13 protein-coding genes and 1 pseudogene are annotated in these 16,169 nt (G+C 65.7%); 9 read left to right on the forward strand and 5 right to left on the reverse strand.

Annotated elements, in window-relative coordinates; translation table 11 throughout:
• Position 1: 1 nt before the first annotated feature.
• Positions 2-787, reverse strand: a pseudogene (locus RT614_RS13465) (enoyl-CoA hydratase); the annotation flags it as partial.
• Positions 788-935: 148 nt separating this feature from the next.
• Here RT614_RS13465 and RT614_RS13470 point away from each other — a divergent pair.
• On the forward strand, positions 936-1,673 hold the full coding sequence (locus RT614_RS13470; protein ID WP_313622610.1) for an IclR family transcriptional regulator: 738 nt from the start codon (positions 936-938) through the stop codon (positions 1,671-1,673).
• Between the two features lie 87 nt (positions 1,674-1,760).
• Positions 1,761-3,359 (forward strand): DUF1963 domain-containing protein, encoded by a 1,599-nt coding sequence (locus RT614_RS13475; RefSeq protein WP_313622611.1) that lies wholly within the window; start codon positions 1,761-1,763, stop codon positions 3,357-3,359.
• A gap of 64 nt (positions 3,360-3,423) precedes the next feature.
• Here the strand turns inward: RT614_RS13475 and bktB are convergent, their stop codons facing one another.
• Genes bktB through RT614_RS13490 form a run of 3 tightly spaced genes read right to left on the reverse strand, consistent with a single transcriptional unit; the run spans position 3,424 to position 6,459 of the window.
• Positions 3,424-4,605 carry a beta-ketothiolase BktB gene (gene bktB, locus RT614_RS13480; protein ID WP_313622612.1) on the reverse strand — a complete coding sequence of 394 codons (1,182 nt, stop codon included), beginning with the start codon at positions 4,603-4,605 and terminating at the stop codon, positions 3,424-3,426.
• A gap of 54 nt (positions 4,606-4,659) precedes the next feature.
• Positions 4,660-5,460, reverse strand: coding sequence for a crotonase/enoyl-CoA hydratase family protein (locus RT614_RS13485; RefSeq protein WP_313622613.1), 801 nt, complete (start codon positions 5,458-5,460; stop codon positions 4,660-4,662).
• Between the two features lie 30 nt (positions 5,461-5,490).
• A complete protein-coding gene (locus RT614_RS13490; protein ID WP_313622614.1) occupies positions 5,491-6,459 on the reverse strand; it encodes a tripartite tricarboxylate transporter substrate binding protein in 969 nt (322 codons plus the stop codon).
• A gap of 279 nt (positions 6,460-6,738) precedes the next feature.
• Between RT614_RS13490 and RT614_RS13495 the strand changes: the two genes are divergently transcribed.
• From RT614_RS13495 to RT614_RS13505, 3 genes are all read left to right on the forward strand, one after another.
• Positions 6,739-7,887, forward strand: a complete 1,149-nt coding sequence (locus tag RT614_RS13495) for an acyl-CoA dehydrogenase family protein (RefSeq protein WP_313622616.1) — start codon at positions 6,739-6,741, stop codon at positions 7,885-7,887.
• A gap of 11 nt (positions 7,888-7,898) precedes the next feature.
• Positions 7,899-8,903, forward strand: coding sequence for an acyl-CoA dehydrogenase family protein (locus tag RT614_RS13500; protein WP_313622617.1), 1,005 nt, complete (start codon positions 7,899-7,901; stop codon positions 8,901-8,903).
• A 169-nt stretch (positions 8,904-9,072) separates the two neighbouring features.
• Positions 9,073-9,513, forward strand: a complete 441-nt coding sequence (locus RT614_RS13505) for a CBS domain-containing protein (protein WP_313622618.1) — start codon at positions 9,073-9,075, stop codon at positions 9,511-9,513.
• A 116-nt stretch (positions 9,514-9,629) separates the two neighbouring features.
• Here RT614_RS13505 and RT614_RS13510 read toward each other — a convergent pair whose 3' ends face one another.
• Positions 9,630-10,394, reverse strand: coding sequence for a TSUP family transporter (locus RT614_RS13510; RefSeq protein WP_313622619.1), 765 nt, complete (start codon positions 10,392-10,394; stop codon positions 9,630-9,632).
• A gap of 307 nt (positions 10,395-10,701) precedes the next feature.
• Between RT614_RS13510 and RT614_RS13515 the strand changes: the two genes are divergently transcribed.
• The 4 genes from RT614_RS13515 to RT614_RS13530 all read left to right on the forward strand — a co-directional run bounded on the left by RT614_RS13515 (position 10,702) and on the right by RT614_RS13530 (position 16,088).
• On the forward strand, positions 10,702-11,583 hold the full coding sequence (locus RT614_RS13515) for an FxLYD domain-containing protein (RefSeq protein ID WP_313622620.1): 882 nt from the start codon (positions 10,702-10,704) through the stop codon (positions 11,581-11,583).
• Positions 11,584-11,680: 97 nt separating this feature from the next.
• Positions 11,681-12,496: an FxLYD domain-containing protein gene (locus RT614_RS13520; protein WP_313622621.1), complete on the forward strand. Its 816-nt coding sequence runs from the start codon at positions 11,681-11,683 to the stop codon at positions 12,494-12,496.
• A 211-nt stretch (positions 12,497-12,707) separates the two neighbouring features.
• Positions 12,708-15,299, forward strand: a complete 2,592-nt coding sequence (acnB, locus tag RT614_RS13525; RefSeq protein ID WP_313622622.1) for a bifunctional aconitate hydratase 2/2-methylisocitrate dehydratase — start codon at positions 12,708-12,710, stop codon at positions 15,297-15,299.
• A 192-nt stretch (positions 15,300-15,491) separates the two neighbouring features.
• Positions 15,492-16,088, forward strand: coding sequence for a hypothetical protein (locus tag RT614_RS13530; RefSeq protein WP_313622623.1), 597 nt, complete (start codon positions 15,492-15,494; stop codon positions 16,086-16,088).
• Positions 16,089-16,169: the final 81 nt, after the last annotated feature.

Below are 16,169 nucleotides of genomic sequence, written 5' to 3' on the forward strand. Positions count from 1 at the left end.
CCTTGTTGCGTTGGATCGCCTGGGCCAATCCGCGCTGCCGCACCGCCTGGAATTCTTCGCTCAGGTGCGAAAGCTGGTGCGTGTCGAAGTGCGCGGACAGCGCGGTACGGAAGCCTTGCGCATCGGCCGTGCGGTTCAGCGACCGCTTGATCAGCCGCAGCCCGAAGGGCGGCGCCTGCGCGATGCGCTGGGCCAGCGCCAGCGTGGCGGCATCCAGCTCGGCCTCGGGCACCACGCGGTTCACCATGCCGATGCGCAGCGCTTCCTGCGCATCGACCTTTTCGCCGGTGTAGAGCATCTCTTTGGCCTTGCGCAGCCCCATCACCCAGGGATGGATCAGGACCTCGGTGGCGGCGGCGGCCAGCGTGTGGCCCACGGGGTCCGAAAAATAGGCGGTATCCGAGCACACCACCAGATCGCACATATTGGCGATCATGAAGCCGCCGGCCACGCAGGCGCCTTGCACCTGCGCCACGGTGGGCTTGGAAAAATCCCAGATGCGCAGGCAATAGCCGTAGTAGCGGCGCGACTCGTATTCCCAGCGCTCTTCAACCGTGAAATCAGCGCGCTTGGCCTGGGCTTCCTTCAGGTCGTGGCCCGCCGAAAAGTGCGCGCCACGGCCCGCCAGCACCACGACCCGCACGGCATCGTCCTGTTCGGCCTGCGTCAGAGCATCGTCCAGTTCGTCCAGCATCTGCTGGCTCTGCGCATTGCGCGCGGACTCCCGCGCAAGGCTGATGCGGCAAACCGCGCCGTGCCGTTCGACGGCCAGAGTGGCGTATTCCATGGTCTCCTCGTCCTTGTCATGCCGCGCCGTCGAAAGCGGCGCGATCCGTTGCATTGAATTAACGCACTCCAAATCCTAAAATACAAAATCTTCGTACTATATTTCCCACAATATGAACAACATCGGATCAACCGGCGGCACCCAGAGCATGCGACGCGCGCTGGGCATGCTGCGCGTGCTGGCGCAGCACCAGGAAGACGGCATCGATCTGCAAGGCGTCATGGCGGCCACCGGACTGGAACGTTCCACCGCCCATCGACTGCTCAGCTGCCTGCTGGAAGAACAGTTCGCGGAACGCGACGGCCCCACCCGACGTTATCGGCTGGGCGTCGATTCAATGCAATTGGGTTTTGCCGCGTTGCGCCGCACGCCACTGCTGGACGCCCTGCGCCCCTTCGCGCAGAAGCTCGCCCGGCTGTCCGGAGATACAGTGTTCCTGGTGATCCGCCAGGGGGACTACGCGCTATGCCTGCTGCGCGAGGCCGGCTCGTTTCCGGTAAAGGTGTTCACCATCGACCAGGGCGAACGCCGCCTGCTGGGCGTGGGCGCGGGTGGCCTGGCGCTGATGGCCAGCCTGCCGGACGAAGAGATCGCAGCGCTGTACGCGCGCCACGCGGCCAGCTACGCGCAGATCGGCGTATCCAGCACCGCCCTGATGAAAGCCGTGAAGCAGACTCGCGGCGCGGGCTATTCCGAAATCGTGGACACCATCACGCCGGGCGTCTCCGGCGTGGGCGTCGCCTTCCCGGTGTCGGAACTGACGTGGGTGGCGTTCAGCTTCGGCGCCATCAGCAGCCGCCTGGACGTGCCGCGCCGGGCGCAGATGGGCGCGCTCCTGCACGCCGAGTGCCAGGCCTGGGCCAAGGATTATCTGGGGCAGGCGTAATAAAGAAACGGCCGAATCGGCGAGGCATCGTTATCCGCAATCTGACTACACTGGCTGCACAAATTTTTGGCCGTCCGGGGTTGGTTGATGAATGCAATCTGGGGTTTGTCGGGATATCTGCCACTGCTGTTTTACGGCCTGCTCGCCTATTCGCTGCTGAGGATTCTGCCGAAATGGATCAAGAGAAAACGGAAAGGCGACGTGGCGCCTCCTTCCTCTCACCCGGCCGGACCGTCGTTCAGCGCAAGCACTACGCCGACGATCAACCAAGCCGAACCGCAGGCAGCCGTGTCTGAATCCGTTTCGGTCGTTCTTCGCCGCCAGGTTCCTCCTGGTGCAGTCGAGTCCGCCCGCTCGTGGCTCGGCGGCCTTCCGCGCATGCCGGACGGTGTCGAGTGGCCCCGATCACTATCTTCCGAAAACCCGCAGCGGGGCGAGCGGCCACTGCACTTCCTCGCGCAGATCTGCTGCTCGGACCTGCCGAGGGAACTATGGGGAGGACTGGGTCCGCGCCAAGGCTGGCTGCTCGTATTCATCGACCCCAATCAGGGATGCCCGAAAGGCAGCGACGCCTTTTGCATCATGCACTTGCCGCAGCTCGGTCCGGAGCGGGAAGCGCCGTCCGACCTGGGTCCCGTGCATGACGGGGTCTATGGCGGCGGCAGCTACGACTGGCTGCCCAAGGACGACGTTCCCTCCACGTGGCGCCGATGGCCTGCGGATCTCGTCAGTTTCCCAAACGTTTTGCATCGCAACGAGCACTACAGTTTCGCGACGCCCGAAGGCTTTGCGGAAACCCTATATGACGGCGCTTCGGTTTTTCCGTATGAAGACTTGGAAGCCGTTCGCCCTTATACCTTCGGACAGGCGTTGAGAGCCGTTCATGGCCTGGCCAAACGCATGCGCACCGAACGGGGGGCGAAGGTGGACCAACATGCGTATGCAGTTCTCCGCGCGGAGGGCAGCCTCGATCCGTTGCGCGAGTCTTTGACGATCCAACTCGCGACGGCCGTCGAGTTGGCGGAAAGCGACTATCGCACGTTGACCGTCGACGGGCTGAAGCGGTCGTTGGCTTTGGTCGAATCCTGCGATACGGTCAAACAGCTTGAGCAGCGGCTTGAGGGCGATCTGAATCAATGGAGGCGGTGGCGTCTTTCCGTCGCCGAAGACTGCGACGAGGTGGCAGCCCAGCTCGCGGGGCGGCCACTGGAGATGCCATTCTCCCAAGAAGACTGGTCGCAGTTGCAGTCGCGTTTCGACGGCAGGGAATTTCATGGTTTCGAACTGTGCACCACGCGTGATGGTGGAACGAAGCAACTGGAACTGCGCGAGCGTTGGGAACAGGCAAGCCTCACCATCCCTGAGGGAACGACGGAAGAAGCCCTGGCGGATTGGCTGAACCCCGAAACGCGGCCGCGTGTCCCGGCCGATCGCCTTGCCGACCTGGAAGCGGCTGCGCGGAGTCTGCGGTCCAATCGCCCCCATCGGATGGGCGGCTATCACGATGGCGTGCAGAGCGACGCGGTCGAAGGGCCGCAGAACCAGCTTCTTCTGCTGCAAATCGCGTCCGACAACGGCATGGACTGGTGCTGGGGCGATGTCGGCGCCTACTATTTCTGGATCCGGCCAGAGCACCTGGCCGCCGGTGATTTCTCGAACGTGGAGATGCGGCTGGAGAGCCATTGACGACTGCCTCGTCGTCACGCCCGGCAGCCGCCGGGGCGGCTGCCGGGCGCTCATTACGCGCGGATCAGATCCGTTCGAAGATGGCGGCGATGCCCTGCCCGCCGCCGATGCACATGGTGACCAGCGCGTACCGGCCGCCCACGCGCTGCAGTTCGTGCAGCGCCTTGGTGGCGATGATGGCGCCCGTGGCGCCGATGGGATGGCCCAGGCCGATGCCGCTGCCATTGGGATTGACCTTGGCCGGGTCGAGCTTCAGTTCGCGCGACACGGCGCATGCCTGTGCGGCAAAGGCTTCGTTGGCTTCGATCACGTCCAGTTGGTCGACCGTCAGGCCGGCCCGCTTGAGCGCAGCCTGCGTGGCCGGCACGGGGCCGATGCCCATGATGTCCGGATCCACGCCCGCATGCGCATACGCCACCAGGCGGGCCAGCGGCTTGATGCCGCGCTTGGCCGCCACGGATGCGTTCATCAGCACCAGCGCGCCGGCACCGTCGTTCAGGCCGGACGCATTGCCCGCGGTGACGGTGCCGTTTTCCTTCTGGAAGACCGGCTTGAGCGTGGCCAGGCTGTCGGCGGTGACGTCGCGGCGCACGTGCTCGTCGGTGTCGAAGACGATTTCGCCTTTGCGCGACTTGATCTTCACGGGCACGATCTGGTCGCGGAAGTAGCCCGCATCGATGGCGGCGGCGGCGCGGCGGTGGGATTCCGCGGCGGTGGCGTCCTGGTCCTGGCGGTTGATGCCGAAACGGGCCGCCACGTTTTCAGCGGTGACGCCCATGTGCATCTTGCCGAAGGGATCGGACAGCGCGCCGGTCATCATGTCCAGCATGACGCTGTCGCCCATGCGCGCGCCCCAGCGTTGCGCCGGCGCGATGTACGGCGCGCGGCTCATGCTTTCGGCGCCGGCGCCCACGGCGATCTCGGCGTCGCCCAGCATGATGGTCTGCGCGGCCGACACGATGGCCTGCAGGCCCGATCCGCACAGGCGGTTGACGTTGAACGCGGGCGTTTCCTTTGAAATGCCGGCGTTCATGGCCGCCACGCGCGACAGGTACATGTCGCGCGGTTCCGTGTTGATGACGTGGCCCACGGCGACGTGGCCGACCTCGTCGCCCGAGACCCCGGCACGTTCGAGCGCAGCCCTGATGACGGTGGCGCCCAGGTCGCAGGGCGGCACGTCTTTGAGCGCTCCTCCGAAATCTCCGATGGCGGTGCGGACGGCCGAAGCGACGATGACTTCATTCATGGTGTTTCCTCCTTGTAATGCGTTCCATCATACTGCCCGCCCGCCGTCCCGGCCTCATCCTTGCGGCTTGCGCGCCGCCCGCCGCGCGACGAATTGCGCCACCGCCTCCGCATGCGCCGACGTCTTGTGCGCAAGGGCCTGATAGGCCGCCGACAGCTCCAGCAGGGTATCCAGCCGCACGTGCTGGCTCTCGCGCAGCAGCCGCTTGGTCAGCCGCACGGCGTCCGGGGAATTGGCCGCCATGCGGCAGGCCAGCGCGCGGGCCGTGGGCAGCAGATCCGCCGCCGGCACCACGCGCGACACCAGGCCCCATTGCGCCGCGGTGTCCGCATCGATCGCATCGCCCGTGAACGACATCTCCGCCGCCCGGGCCGACCCGATCAGGCGCGGCAGGAACCACGCCCCGCCGTCGCCGGGCACGATGCCCAGCTTGACGAAGCTCTCGGCGAATGACGCCTCTTCGGCCGCGATGCGCACATCGCACATGCACGCCAGGTCGCACCCCGCGCCGATGGCCGGGCCGTTCACGGCGGCGATGGTGGGCACCTCCAGCGCGTGCAGCGCCAGCGGCAGGCGCTGGATGCCGTGGCGGTATTCCTGGCGCAGCGCCGCGGCGCCGACCTCGGGGCCGATCTGCCGCTGCATGTCGTTCACATTCCCGCCCGAAGAGAACACGTTCCCCGCGGCGGTGATGATCAGCACCCGCACCGATGAATCGCGCTCGATGCGCGCGAATTGCGTCAGCAACTCGTCGACCATCGTGCTTCCCGTCAGCGCATTGCGCGTTGCCGGATCATTCAAGGTCAAGGTCACCACGCCATCGGCGCCCTGTTCGACCTGCACAAGCTCTGCCATGGACAACTCCTGTTTTTGAATGGCGGTTTGCTATTGCTTGGGGATGCCGGCCCGCTGCGCGGCTTCGTCCCATTTGCGGATTTCCTGCCGCTGGAATTCGCCGAGTTCTTTGGGCCCCACCGGAAAAACCTCCCAGTTGGTGCGCGCCAGGAATTCGGCGGCGTCGGGCGTGCGGTAGATTTCCAGCAGGGCTTCCGACAGCACGTCGATGATCGGCGCGGGCGTTTTCGCCGGCGCAAACGCGGCGGTCCAGTTCACCATGTAGTAGCCGGAAAAACCCGACTCCTGCAAGGTGGGCGTGTCCGGCGAGCTCTTCAGCCGGCTGTCGCCGGTGACCGCCAGCAGCCGCATGCGCCCGCTCTGCACGAAGGGAATCACCGCGCCGTAATCCGCGAACACGAAGTCCACCTGCCCGCCCGCCAGGTCGGTCAGTGCGGGGGCCGCGCCGCGGTACGGCACGTGATTGGCCTTGATGCCGCCCATGGAAAGAAAGAGTTCGGTGGCGATCTGGTACGAGGCGCTGCCGCTGCCGTAGTTCAACGCGCCCGGCCGCTTGCGCGCGTCGTCGACCAGGTCCGACACCGACTTGTAGGGCGCGTCGGACTTCACCGCGAGAGCCATCGCGCCATAGCCCAACCGCGCCACGGGCGCGAAATCCTTGACCGGGTCGTACGGCAGGTTCTTGTACATCGCGGCGTTGGTCGCCACGGGCGAATTGCTGGCCAGCAGCAGCGTGTAGCCATCGGGCTGCGCCGTCGCCACCGCCTGCGCGGCGATGAAGCTGTTGCCGCCCGGCCGGTTCTCGACCGTGACCGCCACGCCCAGCCTTTCCTCCATCTTCTTGGCCACATAGCGCGCATTGCTGTCCGTTCCGCTGCCCGGCGGAAACGACACGATCAGCCGGATCGGCTTGTCGGGATACGCAGCCTGCGCCGCCGTCCCGGGCTGCGCCAGCCATGCGGCGCAAGCCAGCGCCGCCAGGCGCATCACCTTGTTCATGCTTGTCTCCTTTGTTGTTGTCGCTCGGTCCGCGCAAGGCGCGAAGCGGGGCTGCATGAAGCGTAGGCACGCAGGAAGGTGACGTCTAATATTAATTTTTGCGCGCGTGATATCCGCCCAGTATCAGCAGGGGGCTGCCCCGGCGCGCGTCCCGGGCGGTGCGTCGATACACATCACGTATCGGAAAGCCAAAAAATAATATTGGACAGCTATCGGCGCGTTCCCGGATAGTGACCGCCGGCGCCAGTGTCGCGGCGCCTTCCCGCACCGGAGCGCTAGATGATCGATACGCTGGAACTCACCGCCATCCCCCCCGAGGACGAAGCCCTGCGCAAAGAAGTGCGCGCCTTCCTGGCGGACGCGTTGGACGGACTGGAACCCGACGAGCGCGCGCGCTCGTGGATGGGATTCGACGCGGGCTTCAGCCGTCAGCTGGCCGAACGAGGCTGGCTGGGCCTGACGCTGCCGCGCGAATACGGCGGCGCGGCGCGCGGTCACTTCGCGCGCTTCGTGCTGTCCGAGGAATTGCTGGGCGCCGGCGCCCCCGTGTCCGCGCACTGGATCGCCGACCGCCAAAGCGCGCCGCTGATCCTGAAGTACGGCACGCAGCAGCAAAGGGATTTCTATCTGCCGCGCATCTGCCGGGCGCAGGCCTTTTTCTGTATCGGCATGAGCGAGCCCGGATCGGGTTCCGACCTGGCCAGCATCCGATCACGAGCCGAACCCGTGACGGGCGGCTGGCGGCTGAACGGCAGCAAGATCTGGACCACCAACGCGCACCGGTCGCACTACATTATCGCGCTCGTCCGCACGTCGGGCACGGCCGAAGACCGCCACCAGGGTCTTTCGCAGGTCATCGTGGACTTGTCGCTGCCAGGCGTGACGATCCGTCCTATCGAAGACCTGGCGGGCGATGCGCACTTTTCCGAAGTCTTCTTCGACAACGTCGAACTGTCCGCCGACGCACTGATCGGCGCGGAAGGCGCCGGCTGGGCGCAGGTGAATGCGGAACTGTCCTTCGAACGCAGCGGCCCCGAACGCCTGTACTCCAGCATCGCCCTTCTGGAATGTTGGCTGGCGCATTGCCGCGAGGTTGGCGCCGACGCCTCCAGCCGCGCCGCGCTGGGCGGCATCCTGTCGCAGATGGCGGTGCTGCGCGCCATGTCGCTGTCGGTGGCGGGCAAGCTGGCGCAAGGGCTGAGCCCCGCCACCGAGGCCGCCTTGGTGAAAGACCTGGGCACGGAACTCGAGCAGGCCATCCCCCGCCTGATCGGCGACACGCTCGGGCGGCATCCGGACCAGCCCCCGCCGCTGCCGTTGATGCGCACGCTGGCCTACCTGGAACAGGTCGCGCCCACGTTTTCGCTGCGCGGCGGCACCCGTGAAATCCTGCGCGGCATCATCGCCCGCGGCCTTGGCCTTCGATAAGGACGACCGTCATGGACAATATTTTTGGCGACGCCGCAGAACGGCTGTTTGCGGAAACCTGCACGCCGGATGTGATCCGCCGGGCCGAACAAGGACAAGCGCCCGTCGATGCGTGGCAGGCCTGCGAGGAAGCCGGCTTTGCGGACGCGCTGGTGCCGGAAGAACACGGCGGCGCGGGGCTTGGCCTGGCCGACGCCCTGCCGCTCGCGCAGGCCGCCGGCAGGCATCTGTGCCCCTACCCCATCGCCCATACGCTGCTGGCGCGCGCGTGGCTCAGCCGCACCGCTCGTCCGCAACCTTCGGGATCCATCGCGCTGGCGCCGCATGGGATTGCGATCGACGGCGACCGCGTGGCTGGCGTCAACGTGCCTTGGGCGCGCACCGCCGATTATGTGCTGGCCGCCATCGAAGGCCAGGCGTGGCTTCTACCGCTGCGCGCGGCGCGCGTGCAGCCCAACGGCGTGCACGGCAGCCTGGACGGCGAAGCTTCGTGGGCGCTGGGCGATGCTGAACGCATTGACGGCCCCGCGCCGTTGGACACGCTGGCGGCCGCCGCCTACACGGCGCTGATCGCCGGCGCGATGGACCGGGTGCTGGCGATGACGCTGGACTACGCCAACCAACGCGCGCAATTCGGCAAACCCATCGGCCGCTTCCAGGCCGTGCAGCAGCAGATCAGCGTGATGGCCGAACACGTCTGGGCCGCGCGCATGGCGGCGCAGTTGGCGTTCCAGGGCGAGGACGGCCTGCCCCGCCCCCTGCTGGCGGCCCTTGGGAAGGCCCGCGCCAGCCAGGCCGCGCCGATCGTCGCCGACATCGCGCACGCGGTGCATGGCGCCATCGGCATCACAGAGGAATACGACCTGCAGCTCTACACCCGGCGCCTGCGCGAATGGCGGCTGGCGGGCGGGTCCGAATCCCATTGGCATGAACGCATCGGCGGTGACGCCATCGCTAGCGGCGGCGACGCGCTGTCTTTCCTGCGGACGGCGCTCTACGCAAAGGAAGCTGCTTGAACGCCATGCACGCGTTTCGCGGCAAAAACAGGAAATAAATCCCTGCGCTTGCGGCAATGCCGCAGGCAGGCTTAGGATGGAGCATGGTCACACGGCGGCAGCCGGCCAGATTTCCGGGGCGGCGCCGGATGACCACGTTCGAACCTCGCAAGCGATTCGGGAGCACATCGTGAAGACAGTTGCTGAGATTCTCAGGGAAAAAGCCAATCACGCCGTCGTGACGGTTTCGCCGGACTCGTCGGTCTTTGATGCAATCAAGACGATGGCCGACCGCAGCATCGGGGCTGTGGTCGTGGTCGAGGGCGATATCGTGCTGGGCATGCTTACCGAACGCGACTATGCGCGCAAGATCGTGCTGCTGGACCGCTCTTCGCGCACGACCAAAGTCCGCGAAATCATGACGGAATCGGTCTACTACGTTGGCCCGGCCGACACCCGCGAGCACTGTATGGCCATGATGACCGAACGGCATTTCCGCCATCTGCCCGTCATCGAAAACGACAAGCTCATCGGCCTGTTGTCCATCGGCGACCTGGTCAAGGACGTGATGAGCGAACAGAAGTTCATCATCCACGAACTCGAGCGCTACATCACCGGCGAACGCGGCTGACGTCGCGCGCGCCCTGCAAATGCCGCGGCTGCGCCTGGCGCATGCCGCGGTTCAGCCTGCCGCACTTGGCTGGATTTGGCGGCCGCAGCTAGCCGGCCGCGCCTAGCCGACCGCGCCTAGCCGGCCGCAAGTATCCGCGATGCCGGCACGATCAATCCCAGGCCGGCGGCCAGCAGCAGCAGGAACACCATGCGCTTGACGGTCTTCATCGAATTTTCGGTGCTGTAGCGGCGCGCCATCCACGTCACGCCGATCACGATCGGCAGCGCCTGCACGCTCAGCCAGAACGAAGACGCCATGAAGGCGCCCTGCCCGGTCACCAGCGCCAGGCGCACCGTGGCGTTCAGTGAGAAAAGGATCAAGAGGCTGTTGCGGATGGTCGCCAGCGGCAGCGGCTGGCGATACAGGTGGTAGACCATGGGCGGACCGGCGCTGGAAAACAGGCCGCCCAGCACGCCAGAGACCCCGCCAAAGAACACGCTGGAGGCGCGGGACGACAACTGCGCCAGGGGTTGGGTGCGCGCAACCAGCAATATGGCGCACAGCAAGATCGTGACGCCCAGCATCAATTGCAGCAGCACCGCCATCGATCCGCTGATCCACGTGAGCGCGGCCACGCCTACCCCCACGCCCGCAAGACTGCTGACCGCAGCCGGCGTCAACAGCGACCAGTTCACTTGCGGCTTGGCGCGCATCAGCGTGACGGCGGCGTTGACCAGCGACAGGACGCTGACCACGTTGGCCACCTCGGACACCGACGCCAGCTGGAAGACCCCGGACAAGCCCAGCAACACCAGGCCGAAGGCAAATCCCGTCATCGTCTGGGCGTAGGTGGCAAGCGCCACGCATGCCAGAAACAGCAGATGTTGATAGATGCTCATGCTCGGGGTAGGGCCAGACCTCGGCTCTGCCCAGGCTGCGCGGCAAGGCGGCGACAGCGAGCAAATCGACGGGAAACGGCGTGCTGACAGGGTTGACGGTTTTGTACGCCGGGCATCATAGCACCGGCGCATGGGCCGATTCGGCGGCTCGTGGCGCTGAATGCATACATATGGTCACAAACAGATGCGCTCGTGCACTGCCGCGTAGTGGCCCTGCCGCTATCCTTGCCGCCCTGCAAGCCCGACACGCCGGACCCGCTGCCCCATCCCGGAGCGCAACCCGAGCCGGCACGCCCGAATTGCGAGAATGACGCCCAAACAGACCACGATCAACACGGTGACCCTGACCTGCTCCACCTGCGGCAGCGCCCAGTTCACCAAGCTGGACACGAACGAGTACCAGTGCAGCCATTGCCACGCGGTCACGCTGGTCGAGGACAACGTCGCGCAGCGGCTGGAGAAGATCCTGCGCAACATCCAGGCGCCGCAGCCCGCTCCAATGAAGACGTCCGTCATCGCGGCGATTTCGCTGGCCGTGCTGGCTGCGGTCCTGATCCCGTTGGCGGTGTCTTCTTTCGGATCGCGGACGACGTCCGCCCCCATCCGCCCCAGCGCAAGCCCGCCCATCGACGCATCGCTGGTCAAGCTGACCGATGTGCAGGAAATCAAGGCGCGCGGACGCACGCAGCTCGTCATGATCATGCGCAACGAGACCGGCAGGAAGATCGATGTGCCGCGCGTCACGGCCTCGTTCTTCCAGGGTGAGCTGTCGCTGGCGTCCACGTCCGGCTCGGCGCCTGCCCGCACGCTGGAACCGGGTGAATACACGCCGCTGATCATCTCCGCGCCCGACAAGGCCTACACCCGCTACGACCTTCAGGTCGGCACGCCGTCGCCCGCGCGCGGCAAGAACAACGACGTGGCGGCCAGCCAGGTGCAGTTGGTTCGCAACGACGGCAGTTATCGGCTGGTCGGACTCATCCGCAACCAGGGCGCCAACGCCGCCAGCAGCACACGGATCACGGTGATGCTGTATGGCGCCGACGGCAAGCTGATCGGCATGGGCAACGGCTACGCCACCGCCAGCCCCCTGGCCGCCGGCGCGCTGACGTCGTTCGACGCACGCTGCGAAATGCTGCGCGATGGCGAGGTCGCCTCTTACGACTACATGGTGCAAAGTGAAAGCTGACCCCTCCGCTACCCGGCGCGTTTCCAGGCCGGCATTGGCCGGTCTGGCGCTTATCTTTTTTGCCGCGGGCGGATATGCGCTCTGGAAGCACACGAATTTGCTGCCTGGCAGTCCGAAGGCGACCGCGCAAGCCGTGGCCGACGCCGCGAAAGCCGATGCAGCAAAAGCCGACATCCCAAAAGCCAACGCCGACGCGCCGCCCGCCAGCCGCATCGTGCGCGTCAGCCCCGCCAATACGCGGGTCATCGACCACGTGCGCCTGACCACCGAAGAGTTGCTGGACCCGGGCTTTGCCCTGTTCGACGCGTCAACGCTGAAGCTGGCGGCGCCCCGCCGGCTGCTCGACGAGATCGAGCGGCCCGTCCTGTATACGGAACTGGTCAACACCAGCGATCAGTATGTCGCGCTGGCGCCTAAGGCGCAGATCACCGTCTTCGACGGCTCCCGCCAGCTGGACCTGCGCCAGTCCTGGAGCCTGCCCACGCACCTGCATCCCGGCGAACGGGTGCCGGTGGCGCTGACGGGCCGGGTCGACCGCTACAGCGAGGTCAAGACGCACTGGCTGCCGGCCAAGCGCGCCGCCCTGCCCGGCCCGCGTCCGCAGCTTGCCGTGTCGGTGGAAAACACCGAGGCCGCGATCGGCACCGGCACGCTGAACTTCAGCTACCGCTACCGTTACAAGTACGTCACGGTGCACGGCCGGATCCGCAACGACAGCGAGGTCGAGGTCGAAAACGTGCGCCTGTGGGTCAGCCTGTACGACGCCCAGGACCAGTTGTCCGGTGCAACGTTCAAGGAAGTGCGGCTGCCGCGCCTGGCGCCCGGCGACAGCGCGCCGTTCCAGGTCGACGTCAAGCAATACGGCGGCAATTTCGCGCGCGTCGGGGTGGTCTACGACGCGGCTTCGCCCTGAAAAGGGTGGAAAGCACGATTTGCCGGGCGGCCCCATCGGCCGCCTTTTTATTGCTCGCCCGCCCCTCGCCGCTTCCGGTGGCGTCGCCAGGGAACAACAAGGGTCGGCCCAAGTCTTATATAAGATATAAGACATTTGCTTGCCGCCCCCACTTGCTTCTACAATTCCGGCCGACAACCCTTCTTCCAACCCGACTTTGAGCAGGCCTCACATGCTGGATACTTACCGCCAACACGTCGCCGAACGCGCGGCTCTGGGGATCCCCCCTCTGCCCCTTACGGCCAAACAAACCGCTGAACTGATCGAACTGCTGAAGAATCCGCCCGCTGGCGAAGAGCAGAACCTGGTCGACCTGCTGACCCACCGCGTGCCGGCTGGCGTGGATGACGCCGCCAAGGTCAAGGCCTCGTACCTGGCCGCCGTGGCGCTGGGCAAGGAAGCTTGTGCGCTGATCAGCCGTGCCAAGGCGACTGAACTGCTGGGCACGATGCTCGGCGGCTACAACATTGGCCCGCTGGTCGAACTGCTGGACGATGCGGAAATCGGCACCATCGCCGCCGATGCGCTCAAGAAGACCCTGCTGATGTTCGACGCCTTCCACGACGTGAAGGAAAAGGCCGACAAGGGCAACGCCAACGCCAAGTCCGTGCTGCAAAGCTGGGCCGACGCCGAATGGTTCACCAGCCGTCCGGAACTGCCGGAAAGCCTGACCATCACGGTCTTCAAGGTGCCCGGCGAAACCAACACCGACGATCTGTCGCCGGCTCCCGACGCCACCACCCGCCCCGACATCCCGATGCACGCCCTGGCGATGCTCAAGAACAAGCGCGACGGCGCGGCGTTCGAACCGGAAGAAGACGGCAAGCGCGGCCCGGTCAAGTTCATCGAATCCCTGAAGGAAAAGGGCCACCTGGTCGCCTACGTGGGCGACGTGGTCGGCACCGGTTCCTCGCGCAAGTCGGCCACCAACTCGGTGCTGTGGTTCACGGGCGAAGACATCCCCTTCGTGCCGAACAAGCGTTTCGGCGGCGTGTGCCTGGGCAACAAGATCGCCCCGATCTTCTACAACACCATGGAAGACGCCGGCGCCCTGCCGATCGAACTCGACGTTTCCAAGATGGAAATGGGCGACGTCGTCGAACTGCGCCCGTACGAAGGCAAGGCCATCAAGAATGGCGAAGTCATCGCCGAATTCGAAGTGAAGTCCGACGTCCTGTTCGACGAAGTGCGCGCCGGTGGCCGCATTCCGCTGATCATCGGCCGCGGCCTGACCGCCAAGGCGCGTGAAGCGCTGGGTCTGGCTCCGTCGACCCTGTTCCGCCTGCCCAAGGACCCGGTCGACTCCGGCAAGGGCTTCTCGCTGGCCCAGAAGATGGTCGGCCGCGCCTGCGGCCTGCCGGAAGGCCGCGGCATCCGCCCGGGCACCTACTGCGAACCGAAGATGACCTCGGTCGGCAGCCAGGACACCACCGGCCCGATGACCCGCGACGAACTGAAGGACCTGGCCTGCCTGGGCTTCTCGGCCGACCTGGTGATGCAGTCGTTCTGCCACACCGCCGCCTACCCCAAGCCCGTGGACGTCAAGACGCACCACACGCTGCCGGAATTCATCAGCACCCGCGGCGGCGTTTCGCTGCGCCCCGGCGACGGCGTGATCCACTCGTGGCTGAACCGCATGCTGTTGCCCGACACCGTCGGCACCGGCGGCGACTCGCACACCCGCTTCCCCATCGGCATCTCGTTCCCGGCCGGCTCGGGCCTGGTGGCGTTTGCCGCCGCCACGGGCGTGATGCCGCTGGACATGCCGGAATCGGTGCTGGTCCGCTTCAAGGGCAAGCTGCAGCCCGGCGTCACCCTGCGTGACCTGGTCAACGCCATCCCTTTGTACGCCATCAAGCAAGGCCTGCTGACGGTTGCCAAGCAAGGCAAGAAGAACATCTTCTCCGGCCGCATCCTTGAAATCGAAGGCCTGCCCGACCTGAAGGTCGAACAAGCCTTCGAACTGTCGGACGCTTCCGCCGAACGTTCGGCCGCCGGCTGCTCGGTGCGCCTGAACAAGGAACCGATCATCGAATACATCAACAGCAACATCGTGATGCTGAAGTGGATGATCGCCAACGGCTACGAAGACGAGCGCACCCTGGGCCGCCGCATCAAGGCCATGGAAGCCTGGCTGGCTGATCCCAAGCTGCTGGAGCCGGATGCCGACGCCGAATACGCCGCCGTCATCGAGATCGACCTGGCCGACGTGCACGAGCCCATCGTGGCCTGCCCGAACGACCCGGACGACGTCAAGACGCTGTCGGAAGTCGCCGGCGCCAAGATCGACGAAGTGTTCATCGGCAGCTGCATGACCAACATCGGCCACTTCCGCGCAGCCTCCAAGCTGCTGGAAGGCAAGCGCGACATCCCGGTCAAGCTGTGGGTTGCCCCGCCGACCAAGATGGACGCCACGCAACTGACCGAGGAAGGCCACTACGGCGTGTTCGGCACCGCCGGCGCCCGCACGGAAATGCCGGGCTGCTCGCTGTGCATGGGCAACCAGGCGCAGGTTCGCGAAGGCGCTACCGTCATGTCGACCAGCACCCGCAACTTCCCGAACCGCCTGGGCAAGAACACGAACGTGTACCTGGGTTCGGCGGAACTGGCCGCCATCTGCTCCAAGCTTGGCCGCATCCCGACCAAGGACGAGTACATGGCCGACATGGGCGTCATCAACAAGAGCAGCGACCAGATCTATCAGTACCTGAACTTCGACAAGATCGCCGACTACAAGGACGTGGCGGACGTGATCGAGGTCTGATCCCAGACCGCATGCCAGGCGTGACAGCCTGACGACGGCCCCGGCGCAAGCGCCCGGGGCCGTTTTTTTTCGCCGACGCCGCTTTTTTTGCCGTGAAAGACGTTTGAGCGCGAAACGTTTCAATACAATCCAGGGAGTTCGTGTAACACCGCCGGGGAAGCCCCGTCGCCCGCTTCTGGAGTAAGCCCGCCAATGATCCGGCTAATGCTGCCGCCGCTTTTGCTGACGCTGGCTGGCTGCGCCACCGCGCCGCCGTCGAATCCCGAAAACATCTGCGCCATCTTCCGCGAAAAGCCGGAGTGGCACGATGCCGCGCTGGAAGTGCAGAAGAAATGGGGCGCCCCGGTGCCGGTCCCGATGGCGATGATGTACCAGGAGTCGTCCTACAAGCACGACGCGCTGCCGCCCCGCTACTACTTCCTGGGCTTCATCCCGTGGGGCCGCGTCAGTTCGGCCTACGGCTACGCGCAGGCCAAGGACGAAACCTGGGCAGACTACAAACGCGAAGCCGGCGGCTGGACCTCCAGCCGCGACAACTTTGCCGACGCGCTGGACTTCATGGGCTGGTACATGAACAAGAGCCAGCGTATCAACGGCATCTCGAAGTGGGATGCCTACGGGCAGTACCTGAACTACCACGAGGGCTGGACCGGCTACCGCAACCGCAGCTACGACCGCAAAGCGTGGTTGAAAACCGTCTCGCAGAAGGTGCAGGCGCGCGCCGAGAAATTCACGGCGCAGTACAAGAGCTGCGAATCGAGCCTGACGCGAGGCGGCTGGTTCTGGTGACGCCCCCTCGATTCCGCTGAAAGAAAAAAATCCCGGCGCGCGGCCGGGATTTTTCATGCTGGCGGGCTTGCGCCGGCAGTC

The sequence above is a fragment of the Achromobacter sp. genome (assembly GCF_032102605.1).
GTDB lineage: Bacteria > Pseudomonadota > Gammaproteobacteria > Burkholderiales > Burkholderiaceae_B > Achromobacter.